At 46.0% G+C, this 19,622-nt stretch carries 18 protein-coding genes; 8 read left to right on the plus strand and 10 right to left on the minus strand.

What is annotated here, in order from left to right; translation table 11 throughout:
* Positions 1-19 precede the first annotated feature (19 nt).
* The 4 genes from ACHWTJ_RS00995 (at position 20) to ACHWTJ_RS01010 (ending at position 3,255) form a co-directional block, all read left to right on the plus strand.
* On the plus strand, positions 20-733 hold the full coding sequence (locus ACHWTJ_RS00995; RefSeq protein ID WP_294743649.1) for a Crp/Fnr family transcriptional regulator: 714 nt from the start codon (positions 20-22) through the stop codon (positions 731-733).
* Between the two features lie 232 nt (positions 734-965).
* Entirely contained in the window at positions 966-1,079 is a 114-nt protein-coding gene (locus tag ACHWTJ_RS01000) for a cytochrome C oxidase subunit II (protein WP_294743651.1), read from the plus strand.
* A 12-nt stretch (positions 1,080-1,091) separates the two neighbouring features.
* Entirely contained in the window at positions 1,092-1,562 is a 471-nt protein-coding gene (locus ACHWTJ_RS01005; protein ID WP_294744447.1) for a cytochrome c oxidase subunit II, read from the plus strand.
* Between the two features lies 1 nt (position 1,563).
* Positions 1,564-3,255, plus strand: a complete 1,692-nt coding sequence (locus tag ACHWTJ_RS01010; RefSeq protein WP_394678960.1) for a b(o/a)3-type cytochrome-c oxidase subunit 1 — start codon at positions 1,564-1,566, stop codon at positions 3,253-3,255.
* A 100-nt stretch (positions 3,256-3,355) separates the two neighbouring features.
* On the opposite strand, the gene ACHWTJ_RS01015 is transcribed toward ACHWTJ_RS01010, so the two are convergent.
* From ACHWTJ_RS01015 to ACHWTJ_RS01035, 5 genes are read right to left on the minus strand one after another with little or no spacing between them, the layout of a single operon-like run.
* Entirely contained in the window at positions 3,356-3,985 is a 630-nt protein-coding gene (locus ACHWTJ_RS01015) for a response regulator (protein WP_394678961.1), read from the minus strand.
* On the minus strand, positions 3,982-5,007 hold the full coding sequence (locus ACHWTJ_RS01020) for a sensor histidine kinase (protein ID WP_238238916.1): 1,026 nt from the start codon (positions 5,005-5,007) through the stop codon (positions 3,982-3,984). The genes ACHWTJ_RS01015 and ACHWTJ_RS01020 overlap by 4 nt, the downstream gene beginning before the upstream one ends.
* Positions 5,004-5,723, minus strand: coding sequence for a cell wall-active antibiotics response protein LiaF (liaF, locus tag ACHWTJ_RS01025; RefSeq protein WP_029340864.1), 720 nt, complete (start codon positions 5,721-5,723; stop codon positions 5,004-5,006). Before liaF ends, ACHWTJ_RS01020 begins: the two co-directional genes overlap by 4 nt.
* A 59-nt stretch (positions 5,724-5,782) precedes the next feature.
* Positions 5,783-6,400: a hypothetical protein gene (locus ACHWTJ_RS01030; RefSeq protein WP_294743659.1), complete on the minus strand. Its 618-nt coding sequence runs from the start codon at positions 6,398-6,400 to the stop codon at positions 5,783-5,785.
* Between the two features lie 51 nt (positions 6,401-6,451).
* Positions 6,452-6,829 carry a hypothetical protein gene (locus tag ACHWTJ_RS01035; RefSeq protein WP_023467260.1) on the minus strand — a complete coding sequence of 126 codons (378 nt, stop codon included), beginning with the start codon at positions 6,827-6,829 and terminating at the stop codon, positions 6,452-6,454.
* A gap of 273 nt (positions 6,830-7,102) precedes the next feature.
* Between ACHWTJ_RS01035 and rsgA the strand changes: the two genes are divergently transcribed.
* Entirely contained in the window at positions 7,103-8,152 is a 1,050-nt protein-coding gene (gene rsgA, locus ACHWTJ_RS01040; protein WP_294743662.1) for a ribosome small subunit-dependent GTPase A, read from the plus strand.
* 71 nt (positions 8,153-8,223) lie between these two features.
* On the opposite strand, the gene abc-f is transcribed toward rsgA, so the two are convergent.
* The 3 genes from abc-f to pflB form a co-directional block, all read right to left on the minus strand.
* On the minus strand, positions 8,224-9,924 hold the full coding sequence (abc-f, locus tag ACHWTJ_RS01045; RefSeq protein ID WP_394678962.1) for a ribosomal protection-like ABC-F family protein: 1,701 nt from the start codon (positions 9,922-9,924) through the stop codon (positions 8,224-8,226).
* A 274-nt stretch (positions 9,925-10,198) separates the two neighbouring features.
* The gene (pflA, locus tag ACHWTJ_RS01050) at positions 10,199-10,918 is read right to left on the minus strand and encodes a pyruvate formate-lyase-activating protein (RefSeq protein ID WP_023467263.1); all 720 of its coding nucleotides are present in this window, start codon (positions 10,916-10,918) and stop codon (positions 10,199-10,201) included.
* 34 nt (positions 10,919-10,952) lie between these two features.
* Positions 10,953-13,202, minus strand: a complete 2,250-nt coding sequence (pflB, locus tag ACHWTJ_RS01055) for a formate C-acetyltransferase (RefSeq protein ID WP_394678963.1) — start codon at positions 13,200-13,202, stop codon at positions 10,953-10,955.
* A gap of 339 nt (positions 13,203-13,541) precedes the next feature.
* Here pflB and ACHWTJ_RS01060 point away from each other — a divergent pair, with 339 nt between their 5' ends.
* Genes ACHWTJ_RS01060 through ACHWTJ_RS01070 form a run of 3 tightly spaced genes read left to right on the plus strand, consistent with a single transcriptional unit; the run spans position 13,542 to position 15,812 of the window.
* Positions 13,542-13,970, plus strand: a complete 429-nt coding sequence (locus ACHWTJ_RS01060; RefSeq protein WP_394678964.1) for a hypothetical protein — start codon at positions 13,542-13,544, stop codon at positions 13,968-13,970.
* A 28-nt stretch (positions 13,971-13,998) separates the two neighbouring features.
* Positions 13,999-15,171, plus strand: a complete 1,173-nt coding sequence (locus ACHWTJ_RS01065) for a DEAD/DEAH box helicase (RefSeq protein WP_023467266.1) — start codon at positions 13,999-14,001, stop codon at positions 15,169-15,171.
* Positions 15,168-15,812, plus strand: coding sequence for a hypothetical protein (locus tag ACHWTJ_RS01070; RefSeq protein ID WP_394678965.1), 645 nt, complete (start codon positions 15,168-15,170; stop codon positions 15,810-15,812). The genes ACHWTJ_RS01065 and ACHWTJ_RS01070 overlap by 4 nt, the downstream gene beginning before the upstream one ends.
* 55 nt (positions 15,813-15,867) lie before the next feature.
* On the opposite strand, the gene ACHWTJ_RS01075 is transcribed toward ACHWTJ_RS01070, so the two are convergent.
* Complete coding sequence (locus tag ACHWTJ_RS01075; RefSeq protein ID WP_294743674.1) at positions 15,868-17,655, minus strand: GGDEF domain-containing protein; 1,788 nt, start codon at positions 17,653-17,655, stop codon at positions 15,868-15,870.
* A gap of 10 nt (positions 17,656-17,665) precedes the next feature.
* Positions 17,666-19,498, minus strand: coding sequence for a GGDEF domain-containing protein (locus ACHWTJ_RS01080; protein WP_294743752.1), 1,833 nt, complete (start codon positions 19,496-19,498; stop codon positions 17,666-17,668).
* Positions 19,499-19,622 lie beyond the last annotated feature (124 nt).

Consider the following 19,622-nt stretch of genomic DNA (forward strand, 5'->3'; position numbering starts at 1 on the left):
GAAGAAAAGGAGAGGAGAAATGGATATGCTGACTTGTGGAACGACTGAAGCTAATACGTTCGTCTTATCACCCGAAACGCGAACATTGCTTGAGAGCTTCATGACGGAAACGACGTTCAAAAAGGATTCCATCGTCTGTTGGGAAGGAGAAATGAACGACAAGTTGTTTTATGTGAAACAAGGAGGCGTCAAGCTATCGAAGCTGACGAAAAAAGGCAGTCCATTACTCATGTTTTTATATTTTAAAGGAGATCTGTTTGGTGAATTTGATGTAGGAGAAGCTTTTCCGAGCTCATACAGTATTGAGACGATGGAAGATAGTATCATCGGCTTCTTATCGAAAGCACAATTAGAGGAACTCATGAAGAAAGATGGTACTTTTGCGCTCGAGATCATGCGGTGGCAAGCATTGATGCGGAAACAGACGGAGACCAAATTGCGCGACTTATTATTGTTCGGAAAACCGGGTGCACTAGCTTCGACGTTACTTCGTCTTGTCGCGATGGAAGGTGAGCAGGCGGGAGAAACCTATCGTCTTGCAAAACGTCCATCCGACGGGGAGTTCGGTCAATTAATTGGTGCACCTCGTGAAACGGTCAATCGGATGTTCTCCCAGTGGAAAAAAGAAGGTGTCATCTCGATGACGGCAAAAGAAATCATCATTCACGATGCGCAGTATCTGCGGGATTTGTGCCATTGTGAAGGATGCCCAGCAGGTGTGTGTCGAATTTAATGTCGAGTATACGAACAATTCGAACATGAAGCAGAATCTTTCTGCCTTATGTTTGGATTGTTTTTTTGCTTATGCGTAGTATTTCCTTCACTTGTTCAGATGTGAACTTTCTGTGTGTTTTTAGAAAGAAAAGTGCGGATTCTTCACATTTGAAGTGATATATATCACAGTTTCCAAACTTGCTGAATTCTTACAATAAAGACAAGTTCAAAGCAGGAGAGGAGTGATCACCATGAGTCAAAAATCAGAATCGAACCTTAAAGGAACTTTCGTTGCTGTCCTGATTGTAGCAGGTGTCATCATTGGGATGTGGAGCTCAATCTTTCTATTATTTCTATCACGGTAAGGAGGACTCACGATGCATATTCATCGTCTAGAAAAAATCTGGTTAATCTTTGGGGCAGCGATGCTTGGCGTCTTTTTAACCATCATCGGTGTATCCGCTTTTGCTTCCGGAAATCAACCGCCTTCCGATGCGACATTGATTGATCCGACGAAAGTCGATCAAACAAAACCGTTCGACAAGCCAGGACTAAAAAAAATCGATGACGACCGATATGAAGCGATCATCGTCGCACAAGCGTTTCAGTTTACACCAAAGGATATGGTCATTCCCAAAGGAGCGACGGTTGATTTTTTGGTGACATCAAAAGATGTCGTCCATGGCTTTGAAATCGTCAAGACGAACGTTAATATGATGGTCGTTCCTGGTCACATCAATTCCATTGAATATACATTCAAGGAAGCTGGCGAGTATCTGGTCGTCTGTAATGAATACTGTGGATCGGGTCATCATATGATGGCAACCAAAATCAAGGTGGTGGAATAAGATGAATGCCATTTCAAAAAAACTACGACAGTTCGAAATGGAGCGTGGCATGCCTGCTACCGTCATCGGAATCAAGGAAGCGAAGCTCGCTTTCGCACATGTCAGCTTTTCACTCGTTGCTTTATTGATTGGTGGTTTATGTGGATTATTGCAAACGATGGTGCGTACAGGTGTCATTCCGGAAATTGCTGGAGTTGGCTACTATGAGCTTCTCACTGCCCACGGACTGATGCTTGCGATCGTATTTACGACGTTATTCATTTTTGGATTACTGTTTTCATTTTTAGGTCAATCATTCGGACGCTTCGAAGACTTTCCACGGCGTCTTGGATGGGTCGGATTCTGGTTCATGATCCTTGGTGTCATTCTCGTCACGTGGATGGTACTTGCGGGAGAAGCTTCCGTCCTTTATACATTCTACGCACCACTCAAGGCACATCCTGTATTTTATATCGGACTCGTCATCTTCGTCGTCGGAACGTGGATCGCTTCGGGTGCCATGTTCCGCATGTATGCAGATTACAAGCGGGAACATCCAGGTGTTCATCCACCACTTCAAGCATACATGAGCATTATGACTGCCTTGTTATGGGTCGTTGCGACACTTGGAGTGGCAGCAACGATTCTCTTTCAACTCCTTCCTTTATCTCTTGGTTGGACGGATAAGGTCGGGATCGAGCTATCCCGGACGCTATTTTGGTACTTTGGTCATCCACTCGTCTATTTTTGGTTGTTACCCGCTTATATCGTCTGGTATACGGTCATTCCGAAAATCGTTGGAGGAAAGATTTTTTCTGACGCGTTAGCACGTATGTCATTTTTATTGTTCTTGCTCTTTTCATTCCCGGTTGGTTTTCACCATCAATTGTTAGAACCAGGAATCTCAGCATTTTGGAAATATGTCCAAGTCGTCTTGACATTCCTCGTCATCATCCCGTCATTGATGACAGCCTTCTCCATGTTTGCGACATTCGAGCTAGCGGGACGCCGGAAGGGGGCAACTGGCATATTTGGCTGGGTGAAAAAAATGCCGTACCGTGATGTCCGTTTTCTTGCACCATTCATCGGGATGTTGTTCTTCATTCCTGCAGGTGCGGGTGGGGTCATCAATGCGTCTCATCAACTGAATATCATTGTTCACAACACATTGTGGGTCACGGGACACTTTCATATCACGGTCGGTGCCGCTGTGGCATTGACGTTCTTTGGAACAGCGTACTGGCTTGTCCCGCTCTTACGTGGTCGGACGTTGACGTCGGCAATGAATCGTCTTGGACTTGTTCAAACGGCTGCTTGGACAATCGGAATGCTCTTCATGTCGACGGCAATGCATATTTCAGGTCTACTCGGTAATCCAAGACGGACCGGACCGGCCGCCTATTTCAAAGATTCACTCGTCGCCGACTGGATTCCGTATCATGTCGCAATGGCGATTGGAGGAACGATTTTATTCATCTCGATTCTGTTGTTCTTGTATGCGATGTTCCAGCTCGCTTTCCGGACACCAAAAGGAACGGAAGAATTTCCGATTGCTGAAACAGAAGAAGAGGCAATGGCAACGCCACTCTTCTTTGAAAACTGGAAATTATGGATCTTTGTAACGTTCGCTTTAATTGCGTTTGCGTACACAGTACCGATTTGGCATATGATCGAAAATGCTCCTCCGGGTGCTCCGGGATGGAAGCTTTGGTAATCGTATCGCACAATATCAAAACCCCCGGACAGTCTCTCGATCAGAGACGGTCCGGGGGTTTTGGCATGTGCCTAAGAAATAAGTAATGAAGTGCTAAATCTTATTTGACGAGCTTATGCTTAAAGGCATAGACGACCGCTTGCGTACGATCCACGACATCGAGTTTCGACAAGATATTCGAGACGTGCGTTTTAACGGTTTTTAAAGAAATGAATAACTCGTCCGCAATTTCTTGGTTCGCCATACCACGAGCCATCAATTGAAGAACTTCCTGCTCACGTTCCGTTAAATCATCATGTAAGTGTGTCGTAGGACGACGAAGACGTTCCATCATTTTACCAGTCACTTGTGCTGCCATGACGGATTGACCGTTTGCCGTCTTGCGGATCGCTTCTGCGATGTCAAAGGCGCTAGCCGTTTTTAAAACATAACTCATCGCACCAGCTTCAATGACAGGATATACTTTCTCATCATCAAGAAAACTCGTCACGACGAGAATCTTTGCTTCCGGCCAGTCTTTGCGGATCAGTCGCGTTCCTTCGACACCATCGACTGGTTCCATTACTAAATCCATCAAGATGACATCCGGTCGGTGTTCAAGCGCAAGCAATGCTCCTGCTTGACCATCCGACGCTTCGGCGACGACCTCGATGTCTGGTTGTGTGGAAAGGAAAGCAGACACACCGGCCCGGACCATCTCGTGATCATCTACTAATAATACGCGTATCATACTTGCACCATCCGATCTTTTCTAAGTTTGACTTCGATTTGGGTTCCTTGTCCCGGAACACTGACGAGACGAATCGTTCCGCCCATCTCAGCCGTTCGTTCCCGCATTGAATTAATGCCATAAGAGGCAAGTTTTTTTTCATCAACGACAAATCCAACCCCATCATCATTCATGCTCAGGATGACTGTTTCGTTGAATTGTCGAAGTTCGATATCCATATGAGATGCTTTCGCGTGACGTAAGGCATTTGTTAATCCTTCTTGGACGATCCGGAACAACTCGTTTTCGATTTGTCGTGGGAGTGTCATCTCTTCTAACTTCCAACTCAATTGTGTGGACTGCTTTCTAGACAATTCTTCGAGCAATTGCGAAAGTCCTTGTTGTAACGTCATTCCTTCGAGTTCGACGGGGCGAAGTTGAAGTAAAAGCGAGCGCATTTCAGACTGCGCCGTTTGCGCCATCGTCTCGACCATCTCAATCTGTTTGGCAGCAGCTTCAGGTTGAGACAGAATCGTCTGTTTGGCTGCGGTCGTCATCATGGAGATGGCATAAAGTTGTTGCGAAACGGAGTCGTGTAAATCACGTGCGAGTCGCTTACGTTCTTCCGTAACGGCTTGAACTCTTACTTGTTCAACATGTTGCGGACGTGTACTGATTTTTTGGACGGTCTCGACTTGTTCGTCGATACGTTTTCCAATCCGCGACAAGCGCGTCAACGTATGGAAGTAAGGACCGGGAACGATCGTGACATCTTTTCCTTGTTCTAGTTCAATGATGGCAGTCGTGACACGTTTGAAGTCACGGCGCAAGAAAAAGTAATGCATGCTGCCGATGGCAAGCGGTAGTAGTAAAGAGAGCCCAATGACGAGCAAAAGAACAGGAAAGTCCTGTTGGCGAACGAACAAGACATGCCAATCGACTTGACGTGTACTTAAGAACAACAACGTCGTCATGACGGCTGTCAAAAAGCCCGTCATGACTTGCAGAGCGATGACACCAAGCGGGAATTGATCACGCTTCATATCGAAGACACCTCCACGTTGCCAATACCGAGCATGACATGAATACGAACCTTACGTGTCGCTTCACCGTATTCCGGTGCCCGGAATTGAATGCGTCGATTGAAGAAGGTCGGAATCCGGCGGATGTCCGTCTTGACGCTTCCGAAACCGATCGACGTGTCGAGCGTATAGTCATAGCCGGATGGTAAAAGAATTCGGACGTCCCCGACGACACCGCTGACGACGATCAAAGTTTCACCTTCTGGGACATAGGCGTGCGTCAAATCAATTTCTAAATCCTTGACGATGAACTGTTCACTCAAATCCTGTAAGACATACGGTGCATCGGCTTGAGTCGAAAAGGAATACGCGGGTTGAATCTTGATACCTTCCTCTTCATATTGATGCGGGGCAATCCGTGAAAACAAAAATTCGCGAACGGAATGCCGTGTCACGAGAATGATCCCAAGATAGAGCAAAATCCCGGCAATTACAAAACCGATGGCAGCCGAACTGAGGACGACGCCAGCAAGAATGATCGTACCGACGATATAGAACAGAATTGCTAATTTTTCATGGTTGCGCCGTCGGAAATGAATTCCGACATAGTACAGCAGGAACGGAAATAAGACACCAAACAATACATTTCCTGCACCGGATAATAGGTCATAGAATAGACCAAGGGCGAACAGGATCGATACGTAACCGACCAGTTGTTTCGTACTTAATCGTCGCACGATCAATCTCCTTTCCAACATGACAAAGGGAGGCATACGCCTCCTTCGTCATTGACTGCTTATTGGTGAATGCGGCGCTCAAGTTCAGCGATACGCGCATCGATATCATCTTCATCAACGGCTGGTTGTTTTGCTTCAGGTTCTTCCGCCGTGAACGGATGTGCTTCTTCTTTTATAGTAGCATTTGGTTCGCGATCTAGCACCTGGTTCATCTTGTTTTTTAAGTTCGAGACGTTTTCGCGCATCATCCATTCGTACCGTTTGTTCTGGAGATCTTCGAGCTTTAACTTCAACTCGAGGGCTTCACGTTCCAGTTCATTCAACTCCCGCTTCGTCTCAGCGACAAGTTCTTCGAAGAATCGGTACTGCTCTCCATAATGCTTCGACTCAATGGCTGCCCGTTCAGCGAGTTGTTGTTCACCGGCCTCGTTTGCAATCTCAACTTGCTTGAAGCGTTTATCGGCTAAATCCTTCGCTTCTTCCTGTTTTTGTGTCAGTTCCAGCAGCAATGTCCGTTGACGCTCGAGTAGTCGATCAATCTCTTTTAAATCAGCTTCTGTTGATCGGATATGGCGAACAAGTTTCTTAGCAGGTACTTCGCCCTGTTCAGCAGCTTTTTTGACTTCTGTCATCATTTGTGATGCAAAATCATTGAGTTGATCAAATACGTTTTTCATGAAAAGTTCCTCCTTGGAAGTGGCAAATGGTATAGGGTTATTCCTTTGAATTTAGAATCGTTTTTCGTCTAAGTCTTTCCAGTCTGCTTCGAAATGCGTCGTTGATGTACGGCGACGGTTAAAGAGATCTTGGACATTGACACGTTGTAGTTTCATACGCATGTAACCGACGTACAGTGCGATGGCTGCTGCAATTCCAATGACTGCCCAGATGTTCGAGAGGGCAAGTCCGATTCCGATGGCTGCTAGAAATCCGAAGCCGAGTTTCGCTGGCCATTTGTTCGATTGCATGAATTTGCTGATCGAGTAGAACGCGAGTAACGCCCCTAAGCCAAGTCCGATCATATGCGGTAATGTTCCGATGACGACGGCAAGTAACGCCAGTCCGGCGAGAATCATCACCAATTGTTTTCCTTTCGATTGCTTCATGAGGAAGCCTCCCTTGTGTTGATACCTTTATGATACGGGAGTACTTCTATTCCGACGACACTCTTTGGACCGTATTTGCTCTCGGGCTTAAGGCGGAGAAAAGGTCTGACTTTAAGGGAAGCGCTATCAGGACTAATGATTCATGTGATACTCTATAAGGGAATCGAATCGAGAGGAGTGATGTTGATGAGTGCAACAATCAACGTAAACCAAGTAACATGTGTCGGAAACCAGGGAGGGGTTTCCCTCCCTTAAACCAGAGGAGGAAACCATTTGAACGAATGGGGTACACCACCTGTCTACGAAACGATAGGAACAGAACGATTAGGACGAATCACAGCCGTCTATCAAACACATTATCGAGTCATGACGGAAACAGGAGAATCGCTAAGTGAACTGTCTGGTAAGTTGCGTTTTCAATCGGAAACGAAAGCTGAATTGCCGGCGGTTGGAGACTGGATCATCCAAACAGAACGAGAACCGGGGAAGGGACGGATCGAACGTGTCTTGCCACGATCTTCTCAATTTTCCCGAAAAGCGGCAGGAACGGAGACCGAGGAACAAATCATCTGCGCGAATGTCGACGTCGCCTTGCTCGTCATGGCTTTTGGACATGACTTCAACGTCCGTCGACTGGAACGTTATTTAACGGTTGCTTGGGACGCAGGGGTGACACCAATCATCGTCCTGACGAAAAAAAGTTTGATGCCGTCGATTGAAACGAAACTGCAGGCTGTTGAAGCAATCGCGTTCGGAACACCGATCCTTGCCGTTGATTCTTTGACGGGTGACGGATTAGAGGAGTTGCGTGAACAGTTACAAATCAAGCAGACGATCGTGTTAGTCGGATCGTCCGGCGTCGGAAAGTCGACGCTCGTCAATGCTTTAGCTGGAGAACAGTTAATGGAGACGGGTGGCGTACGAGAAGATGATGAACGTGGACGTCACACGACGACGCATCGCGAACTGAAACGACTATCGAACGGTCTATTGCTCGTCGATACACCGGGAATGCGAGAATTGGCCTTATGGGATGGAAGTGACGGTTTATCGTCGACGTTTTCCGATATTGAGGAGCTTGCTGAAAACTGTCGTTTCCGAGACTGTGAACATGATAAGGAACCAGGATGTGCCGTTCGGATAGCTTTAGAAGATGGCACACTAGCTGCTGAGCGCTGGAACAGCTTCGTCAAGCTAAAACGAGAAATCGCCTATGCGGAACGCAAGCAAAACGTAGCGTTGCAGGCGGCGGAGAAAGAAAAGTGGAAAAAAATCCACAAGCAGGCTCAAGCGCATACGAAAGTGAAGTATCAAAAGCGATAATACGATTGAAATATGAAAAGCATCTGCAACGGAAAAAGGAGTCTCTTTTTCTATGCAGATGCTTTTTCTCGTTATTCTTCTGAAAGTGAATCATTTGTTTCTGTATGGAACGGCACGTTACCCGTTAAAGCATCAAGACGATGTAAGTCGGATTGAATCGCTTCAGGGTCACTTCGGCGCGCGTTTCGTACCGTGGCTGTTCCGACCGGATGATCGTTGAATCCAGTCGTTAAATCAAACGTCCGATTCGACAGCCGATCAGTAAAATAACGATCGTGAGAGACGAAGAGGAGCTCACCAGGGAAAACATCGAGTGCGGCTTCGATTTGTTCACGAGTCGCAAGATCCAAATAGTTGGTCGGTTCGTCGAGGATAAGCAAGTGAGCACCAGAAAAATATAGGCGTAAGAAGGCAATCCGGCATTTCTCACCCATACTGGCGTCGGCAATCGACCGGTAGACATCATCACGCCGGAATAAAAAACAGGCAAGCAATGTCCGGGCATCCGTTTCACTCATCGTACCGAGCTCGAGCAGTGCCTCTAACAACGTCCCTGATGCCGGTAAATGGGAAAGGGCTTGTGAAAAATAACCGGTCTTCAATCGAGGATGGCGGATCACATTCCCTTGATGAGGGGCATATTCACCCTCGATGAGTCGTAGTAAGGTCGTTTTCCCGCTTCCATTCGGTCCGATGACAGCAATTCGATCGCCACGTTCTACCGTAAACGAAATATCGTTTAGGATCGATTTCGTCGCGTGTCTAAACGAGACACGTTCGAACGAAAGCATTCGCTTCGCACGAATCGCTTCATGTTCGAATGCGACGTGAACAGTCGGTGCAACTTGTGGTTTTTGTACACGATCCTCGAGTAGACGCTCGAGCTGTTGTTCCTTTGCTTTGACTTTCGTCGCATGTTTAGCAGCTTTCTTTTTTGCGTACGGATCTCGTTCGCCGGCTTGATTCGAAGCTTTTTGGTGCCATTGCCGGTATCCTTGAATCATGCGTGTCAGCTCTTTGCGGGTACGTTCTTGTTTTTCGTACGCGCGTTGCTGCGACAAAGCTTGATGCTCTTTTTGTTCTTTATAGGACTGATAGTTTCCGCTGTATCGTGTTGCCCCTGATTCGGATAATTCAATGACGGCATCAGCCGTTGCGTCGATGAAGAATCGTTCGTGTGAGACATAGAGAATCGAGGTACGTGACGTGTTGACCCACTCCGTGAGCCACTCGAGTGTCTCTTGATCCAGATGATTCGTCGGTTCATCGAGAATGATGAAATCAGGTCGTGACAGAAGTAGACAGGCAAGTTGGAGGCGTGTTTGTTCACCACCGCTTAAACTCGATACTTTGTGTGTCCAAAGCACTTCCTCTAATTTGACTTCTTTTAAGACACGTGCTGCATCTGCTTCAAGCGAGAAAGCGTCCTGATCGAGTGCTTGTTGATAGATGGTCAAGTCACCATTCATGGCATTAGCGCGAAGTTGATAACGAACCGCATCTGCTCGTTCGACGACATCAAGAACGGTTCTATCACCGGGCAGGAAGTGTTGGGATAAGAGACCAAGCTGTTTGTAATGACGCTTGATCGAACCGTCAGTCGGCTGAAGTTGGTCAGCAATCAAGTGTAACAGTGTCGTTTTTCCGATGCCATTCGGACCAATCAGAGCGACATGTTCGCCAGCATGAATATGAAAAGAGACATTTGAAAAAAGACGTCGTTCGTCGTAGTCCATCGATAGGTGTTGAATCGTAAGTGTTTCAGTAGGCATAAAAGCAGCTCCTTTAGCGTTCATTTCCGATAAGATGAAATGAAAAACACACCATCCGAAGCGAGCGGATGGTGTGCAGGAGTGTAACTCAAAGAAGGCAATGACCGAAGACTGGTCACACCGAAAAAGAGCAGACTCGTAGCGTCAGACATCCGCAACTGCATTGCGAAAGAGATGATTTCATTCATCAAGCGACGTGTACGAGTGATTGCTTCATTTCGGTGTTGTACCTCCTGTTCATAGTCTATGGCGTTATTGTAACAAACTGGAAACGTTAACACAAGTACGATTCAAGTAGTGTTTGCGCAGTATCCGTTTCTTCTGATGAAGGGGGAAGTACATCAGTTAACGGATAGGCAAGACCGAGGTTTTCCCACTTATAGACACCGAGTTGATGATACGGGAGTACTTCGACGCGCTCGACGTTTCCGAGCGTCCGGATGAACTCGCCGGTCTGACGTAGGAAATGTTCTGACATCGTAATACCTGGAACGAGGACATGGCGAATCCAGACCGGAATGTTTCGCTCGGCTAGGCGTTTTGCGAAGGCGAGTGTATTAGCGTTACTTCGTCCAGTCAAGACGCGACAAGCGGCATCGTCGATATGTTTAATATCAAGCAGTACCAAATCCGTCGCATCGAGAATGGCATCGATGTTTTTCGGGACGACGGATCCCGCGGTATCGATGACCGTATGCAGTCCATGCCGCTTCGCTTCTGTTAAAGCAGCCTCCAAGAATTCTGGCTGAGCGAGTGGTTCACCTCCAGAGAAGGTGATTCCGCCACCCGTTGCCTCGAAAAAGGAGCGATAGCTGATCGCTTCTTTTACGACTTCGTCTGCTGAGACACGCCGTCCGCAACCGAACTCCCATGTATCTACGTTATGACAGTATTGACACCGTAGTGGGCATCCTTGCGTAAAGACGATGAATCGAATGCCAGGACCATCGACTGTTCCACATGACTCAACGGAATGGATCATACCATAGGTCATCCTGCTCACTTCCTTTCACATACTACACATCATTTTAGAGAGAACCGTGGAACGTTCGATTGATGACGTCGATCTGTTGTTCACGCGTCAGTTTAATGAAGTTGACGGCATAACCGGATACCCGAATCGTTAACTGCGGATATTGTTCTGGATGCTCCATGGCATCGAGTAACGTCTCACGGTCAAAGACGTTAACATTCAAATGGTGTCCCTTTGAAGTCGTACCACCCATATATCCGTCAAGTAATCCGACCGTATTGCGAATACGTGTGGCCTCATCCTTACCAAGTGCTTTTGGAACGATCGAGAACGTGTACGAAATACCATCGAGCGCATGTTCATACGGTAATTTTCCGACAGATGTCAGTGCGGCGACAGCTCCTCTAGTGTCACGTCCATGCATCGGATTAGCACCCGGTGCGAATGGTTCACCCGCACGGCGTCCATCTGGCGTATTTCCTGTCTTTTTACCATAGACGACGTTTGAAGTAATCGTTAGAACAGACTGTGTCGGGAGGGCATTGCGATACGTTGGATGTTTACGAATTTTCTCCATAAACAGTGTGACGAGATCGACCGCCATCTGATCCACCCGTTCATCGTTATTCCCGAACTTCGGAAACTCGCCTTCGATCTTGAAATCAACTGCAATCCCATCCGTATCTCGGATTGGACGAACTGTTGCGTAACGGATGGCAGATAAACTGTCAGCGACAACCGACAAACCAGCGATACCGCATGCCATCGTTCGTAAGATTTCCGGATCGTGTAACGCCATTTCAATCCGTTCGTAGCTGTATTTATCATGCATGTAGTGGATGACATTCAATGTGTTGACGTACAGTTCTGCGAGCCAATCGAGTTGACGATCATAAGCCGCCATAACGGTTTCGTAATCGAGTACTTCATCAAGCATCAATGGACTTGCTGGGGCGACTTGAATTTTGAGCTTCTCGTCCATTCCGCCATTGATCGTATAGAGTAATGCTTTTGCTAGGTTTGCCCGTGCGCCGAAGAACTGCATCTGTTTCCCGATTCGCATCGCGGAGACACAGCAAGCGATGCCGTAATCATCTCCATAAACCGGTAACATCAAATCATCGTTTTCATACTGAATCGAGCTCGATACGATCGACATCTTCGCACAGAATTCCTTGAATCCGCGTGGAAGCTGAGTAGACCAGAGAACGGTTAGATTCGGTTCCGGCGCCGGACCGAGTGTCGAGAGCGTGTGCAGGAAGCGGAATGAACTTTTCGTGACGTTTGATCGCCCATCTTCACTCATTCCACCGATGGATTCCGTTACCCACGTCGGATCACCTGAGAACAGATCGTTGTAGTCCGGTGTCCGTAAGAACTTAACGATCCGAAGCTTCATGACGAAATGATCGACGAGTTCTTGTGCGGTCTCTTCGGTCAATCGACCTGTCGCAAGATCACGTTCGACATAAATATCAAGGAACGTCGAGACGCGACCGAGTGACATGGCTGCTCCGTTTTGCTCCTTGATGGCAGCGAGATAAGCAAGGTAGACCCACTGGAATGCTTCCTGTGCGGTTTCCGCCGGACGCGACAGGTCAAAACCATAGCGAGTTCCAAGCTCAGTTAGCTCCTTCAACGCACGTAATTGTTCATTCATCTCTTCGCGGTCGCGGATCATCGATTCAGAGAGGAATCCACCACGCGCCTTTAAGTCCCGCTTCCGATCTTCAATCAAGCGCGCTGTTCCATATAAAGCGACACGACGATAGTCACCGATGATCCGTCCGCGTCCGTAAGCATCTGGTAATCCGGTGATGATACCGGCTTTACGCGCGGCGCGCATCTCAGGGGTATAAGCATCAAAAACCCCTTGGTTATGTGTCTTCCGGTATTCGCTGAAGGTTTTCGTCACAGTCTCGTCTGCTTCAAAACCATACGCAGCTAAGGCATCATTCACCATCCGAATCCCACCGTTCGGATGAATCGAACGTTTAAACGGTTCGTCTGTCTGTAAACCGACGATTTTTTCAAGGGAGAGATCAAGATACCCTGCATCATGTGATAGGATCGTTGAGGGTGTCTTGGCATCGACCGCATACACACCACCACGTTGGCGTTCTTCATTCGTCAGCTGTAGAATTTGTTGCCAGAGCCGTTCCGTCGCTTGCGTCGGACCGACTAAAAAGTGATCATCTCCTGTATATTCCGTGCGGTTGAGTCGAATGAAATCTGCGACATCGATCGCTTTTACCCATTCACCGGACGTAAAGCTTGTCCAGGCACTTGTTTTTTCTAATAACATGGATACCACTCCTTTAATATTGAGCTAATGATCAGTTCCTTATGTGAATAGTGTAACAAAAGGAAAGAGAGATTCCCTTTACGTTCATGTGAATGTTTTAACAAGTGAACAAACGTTGATATGACGGGCTTTCCTTATTTCTGTATTCATATGAACATAGTTCACGAAAAACAGTTTGAGACTGCTAATCCAAGGTTTTTTAGAAACTGTATGAGTTGATTTGAAAAAGGTCTACTAGAACAGTTGAAACTGTGAGGAATGTCACGTTACGGCATCTTGTGTTTTTAGGACGTATCGTTGACAATGAAAAAGGGAATATAGAACGTGGAGGTGTGCCAAATGGAGTATGTATCATTAACACAACAAGGAGAGTATCAGTCAGGAGACTGGGTCTCGCTGAAAATCGGATCGGACGGTTCAACGCGAACGGGAATGATCACGGAATTCGAAAATGATGGATTCTGGATTCGGTTTGAAGATGATTTTGATTATGAAGACTTTATCGGCTATGATGAATCGTATTGGATTGCGCTTGTTCGTCGTCCGGTTGACGTAAAAGCGACGTATGCGAGTCTTGCGGAGTACCCGGCACTCGCTGCAGAATTACAGGATCGTGTCATCCAAGGATTCGAAATTTTAGAAGAAGAAGCCGGTGAAAGCGAGATTCGATTCCATATTCGATTGCTCGACGCAGGAAATGAATATACACAGACATTACGGGGATACCGTGATGTATCAGGAGATCATGTCGAATACGTAACGGCATGATGGAATTAAGAGAGTAGGAGAAATCGATATGAACTTTACAAAACCATTTTTACAGGAAGCATGGGAACGGGCGCGCTTTACCGAGTTAATGCCTGTTCAAGAACAAGCGATTCCGTTGTTGCGCGAAGGAAAAGATGTCCTTGCTGAAGCGCCGACAGGAACAGGGAAGACGCTAGCCTATGTCATTCCAGCTTTAGAAAAGATTGAAGTAGAAGAACCTCACGTGCAAGTCGTGATCACGGCACCCACACGGGAACTCGTCATGCAAATTCATCAAGTCATTCAATTGTTTGCTCAAGGAAGTGGTATCAAATCCGGTGCATTCATTGGTGGTGTTGAATTAAAACGACAATATGAACGATTGAAGAAAAAACCGCAAATCATCGTCGGAACACCGGGGCGCCTTGTCGAGTTGATCGATTCGAAGAAGCTGAAGATGCATAAGGTGAAATTGATCGTCTTGGACGAAGCGGATCAAATCTATGAGAGTGGTATGAGTGACTCGGCGACGCGAATCGCAAACAGTGCACTACGCGATCGTCAGTTAGCATTCGTCTCAGCGACATTACCAGAACGAACAGCGGAATGGGGACGGACGCTTGCAAACAACCCTGAGACGATTCGAGTTGAGCGTGCCGTCAGCACACAAGTGACATTCGGTTATTTGGAGACTTCACGCCGTCAGAAGCCGGAATTGTTACGTCGTCTGGCGAACATGCAAGGATCAAAAGTACTGACATTCATCAATAACCGTTCCTTCCTCGGACCATTGAATGGCGAGTTGAGTAAATTCTCATTGAAATACCGGATTTTAGACGCTGAAAAAGGCAAACGAGAGCGGATGGAGACATTGCGTTCTTATAAAAAGGGAGAGTTTCCTTTACTCGTCACGACAGGTCTTGCGGCACGTGGGTTAGATATCGAAGCAGTCACGCATGTCGTCCATTATGATTTGCCGGAGTCGCTTGACGATTTCGTACACCGTTCAGGTCGGACGGGACGTGGAAACGCAAACGGTATGGTACTTGCTCTTGTTACGGATCAAGACTTAAAACACTTAAAAACACTTGCGAAGCAAATGGGAGTCGAGATGGAAGCGATGGAAATTTACCGTGGGGAAGTCATTCCGAAACGTGAATTCACAGCACCTCAGACGATTAAAAGACCGGCTACTCCTCACCGGAAAGGGCGATCGAAATGAAGAACGATCGAAAAGTAATTCCGTTTCCGACGACGGTTTCTGAAGCGGAAATGAACGCAGCCTTGAAGAAAATGTATCAAGAAGCAGCGACAGCGCGGAGTACGGATTGGGTCGCTTTCATTGAAGAAATTGCGACGGAAGGACGTTGGTATTTAAAAGATGCTGAATTGTTCCGAGACTTGTTCGTTGACTGGGCGATCTTTTATGAAACGGATGATCAAGGAAAAACACCACACGGTCGGTTTCTCGAGCAGGTAAAAGAAGAGCTATCACCTAGTCTCTATCGCGCCTTGCGTGGATTAGCCGACCCGATGCCTTCGCTATTTCAAGTCGAGGCGGATGGTGTCGTTGATTTAATGTCAAAACAGACGTATCAAACCGATTTGGCGGAGATTGAAGTCGAACCGGGGGATCTGTTGATTGGGAAACTGCTCTATATTTCTGCGAAGTGGCGCTTTGCGATTGCCTACATGAAGGTAGCACGCGCATTAGTACCAGAAGTTCTTGCTTTGTTGACGGACTTCGTGGATGAAGTGGGAGAAGACGCTTTGCTTCGTCAGTATCCTGAATTTTGTGCGGAATTGATCGACTTACTCCTCGATATCGAAGAAGGCAATATTGCACCAAGACCAGAAGAATAATCGAAAAAACCTAGAATACATGATCCGATTATGGTCAACGTATTCTAGGTTTTTTTCATGAATCTGCTCGATATAGGGCGACATCGTTTTTATCCCGATGTTTCACGCGATACATGGCAAGATCGGCTTGCTTTAAGCATGTTTCAAGATCAGCCTTATGACACGAGGTCACACCAATGCTTGCGGAAACGAATAAGGATTGTCCTTTATAGACGTAAGGACGTCTTAAAAATTGCAAGAAGGACTTGCATTTTCGACGTAAGGACAGTTCATCATCGGCGTGTAAGAGGATCGCGAACTCATCTCCACCGAGGCGATACACCGATTCTGAGGAATTCGTATGGTCGCTCAATCGCTTCGCAACCTCGATCAATACATAATCTCCTGCCTCGTGACCATACGTATCATTGACTTGCTTGAATCCATCTAAGTCGACTAAGGCAAGATAACTCATCTTGAGTAGTTGATTTGAGAAATCTCGTTCTAAGGAACGACGGTTGCCGATACTAGTCAAAGCATCATGGTAGGCATGATATTCGATTCTCTTTTGACGAATTTTACGCTCTGTGACATCATGTAAAATCGTGAATCGTCCCATCGAGGTAGCGGCGATTTGAATCGGAATATCAATGATTTCATAGCGTCGACTTTGTTCATCCTCATATTCGTCAACTTTCGTTTCGAGCGTCTCTAACAAATGACGCATCGTACGAGGAACATGTTCAATTGTCATATCTGGCAAATGAAACAGACGTTGAGCAGCTAAATTCGCGTATAGCGCAGTGCCGGACTGATCAAGTCGAATCATCGGATCAGGATGACCGAGGAAGAGTGGAATGACCTGTTGTTCACTATCTTGGATTTGTTGTTTTCGATGTTCGATGCGTGAAGCGAGTTGTTCATTTCGTTCGTGTAATTGTGCGACAATCAATCCATGCTGACGGGCAATCAAGATTTGTCGAACGATTAGCAAGAATAAGATGATAAAGATGTCAAGTTTTCCACCTTCTTGTTCCACCATGTAATGGATGAACAAAGGAACAGCCAATAAAGGAAGCCACGAACGGGGAATGACAGTCGTTCGTGCAGTTCCTTCTTCAATATGATCAACATGCCATAGAATAGCTGCGCTTTGTGCCAAACGGATCAATATCGGGAAGAACAACAGATAATCCGCTGAAAAGTCCGGGAAGTAGACACTAGAGACTTCATAGATACCACGAATGAAAATGGATAAGAATAATAAAAATAATGCCATTCGTGAGACCCAATGTGTCTCTTGGATGAACGTAAAATAGAAGAAAACGAACAAACCGAGTGATGTGTTCGTGATGACGATGATGGCATAAGGAACAGTCTGGAGGCCAGGATTCGTCAGTTCATTGAGGACATGAAATGCGACAAGTGCTATGAAAACGACGATGATTGCAGCATCGACGAAAGCGAGTACATGTTGTCCGAGTGTCCGTTTTGTGATGATTCGGTAAAAAATCGCGTATAGGAATACGTAATGGGAGATTGAAAATAAAATCAAGCTATAAATAGATGGAACTGGAAAGTCTGGATCGAAGAAACGTAACGTCTCAAGAACGGAACCGATACAGGATAAAACCAGTGACCCTAAAGCAATAAGCCAAAACTTTCGTCTAGGTACGACTAATGTTTGTTCCTTACGATAAGCCGTAAGAATGAAGTAAGCAATCAATCCAAGTGATACATACTGAAGTACCTGTTCGACGATCCGATTAGAGATGGAAGGAGTCCATGTAGCAAGGATCATTAGAGCAAAAGAGATGACGAGCATGGCAGGGAACCAACGGATGAAGTAGTTTGATTTAATCATGGAATCCCTCCTAACGTTTAATGTGGGCTGCGAACATATAATTATTTTTCTCGTTCTTCTTGATATGGTACATGGCTTCGTCTGCCCGAATCAATAATTGTTCTGAGCTCTTACCGTCTTCAGGATATAAGGAAATTCCGATAGATGGTGTGACACGAAGTGTATATGTTTTGATATAAAATGGATGATTCAGGACTTCGAGAACGTGTTCGGCAAACTGCCGAGTTTCCGCAGCAGATGCCTGAATGAAGATCAAGAATTCATCTCCGCCAAGGCGTGCGACAAAATCAGTTGTGGTCGTCATCGATTGCAGACGCGTTGCCGTTTCTTGTAGCAGTAAATCACCGACATCATGTCCATAGGTGTCATTGATGTGTTTAAAACCGTCCAAATCAATGAACAGTAAGGAGCCATTTTCCAACGTCGGAAGAGTCAGGTACAGTTGTTCCTCGAAGTAACGACGGTTTGGTAAACGAGTGAGCGAATCATGGTACCCCATACGTTCTAGCCATACTTCCTGCTGATAGTCTTCCGTGACATCCGCCAAGATGACGAAATAGCGTTGTTGATCTGCAATATCGATGACTGTCGTATTTAAAAAGATTTCTGGATGTTCCTCCGTAGCAGGTACATGTAGGAGGTGAGCGGGATAGGTCAACTGTTTTTGTTGAAGCAACGGAATGAGTCGATCAAGTTGTAGGCGTTGACTCGGTCCGAGCGGTAGATCATTCCATCCTGCTGCTGCAGCGGCTGGATTGACGGATCGAATCTGATGCATGTCATCGATTTCAAGAACGATTTCTGGGTAAGACAAAAAAAGTGATGTCAGTTCTTTTTCGCGCAACTGTAGCAAATCTGTTTTTTGATGGACGATATCTTCTAGATTCGTTTGTAATGTCGTTGTTTCCTGTAACAACCGAAGATTCTCCCGGTATGAAAAAAGCTGTCGTGTTAAAAATAATAAAAATGTAATTCCGACAGATAATAAGAAGAAGGTTCGAGAGACTGGGAAGAATGTAATGTAAAGAATCAGCGCAGATAATAAGATGTAAGCCATTAAAGAACGCGTAAGCGTCTCGACCCGAATAAGATTCGCTTGCTGCTCACGACTAATAGGAAGGGCGCGCGTGTTCATGAAGGCAAGGATGAAGAGTCCGCTGAGCGGATATAACGGAAGCAAGTGACCCGCTATTCGTGGTTCACCGTTTAATAGCAACGTATAAAACACGAAGTTCGTCATGCCGAGAATGAACGTTCCGAGTACGAGAAAAATGAATCCTGATCTTGATACGTTCCGTCTTAAACCAGACGCATAGAGTAAAAAAAAGAAAAGCGTCAATAAAATTGTCAAGAAAGCATAAAATGTCCAGCTGATTTGCTCGAGTAGCGTTCGTGTATAAGAGGGAACAAAGCGAAAAATGGCGATATATCCAGCAATCATTGAAACGGTGAACAAGGTCAAGGAATCAAGAATCAATAACTTTTGTTTTTTGAATAATGTTAAATCCAATTGTCTGAAAAAGAAAACGACCATCATCGTTAAATGAATCGTATAAGGTAAATCCAGCAAAACGTTCAGATTGACATCGTTCCATTGAAAGAAACGTCCCATCATATTCAGGAAATCGCCCAAAAAATACGAGAAGAAGGCGATAGATAACCATTTGTACGGAAGGGAAGGTTGTTTGAAAGCCTTCGATCTACTAAGTAAGAAAATCATAAAAGAACCGGTCAAACTAATGACTGCTGAGAGTTGTAACGAGCGGTCTTGTGGCAATAGCCAGAGTATCATGTACGTAATGGCTAAGTAGAATGCGACGGTAGGGTAGATGTTTTGAACCATCCGTTTCACCGGAACTCCTCCTTTCGCAAGCCTTCCTAAAAAACGAAATATGCTATAACATTACCCGATATCTAGTATGAATTCACATTTATTTTCATATTAAAAACGAAAGTAAGAGATGTTT

The organism is uncultured Exiguobacterium sp., assembly GCF_964277885.1.
Lineage (GTDB): Bacteria > Bacillota > Bacilli > Exiguobacteriales > Exiguobacteriaceae > Exiguobacterium_A.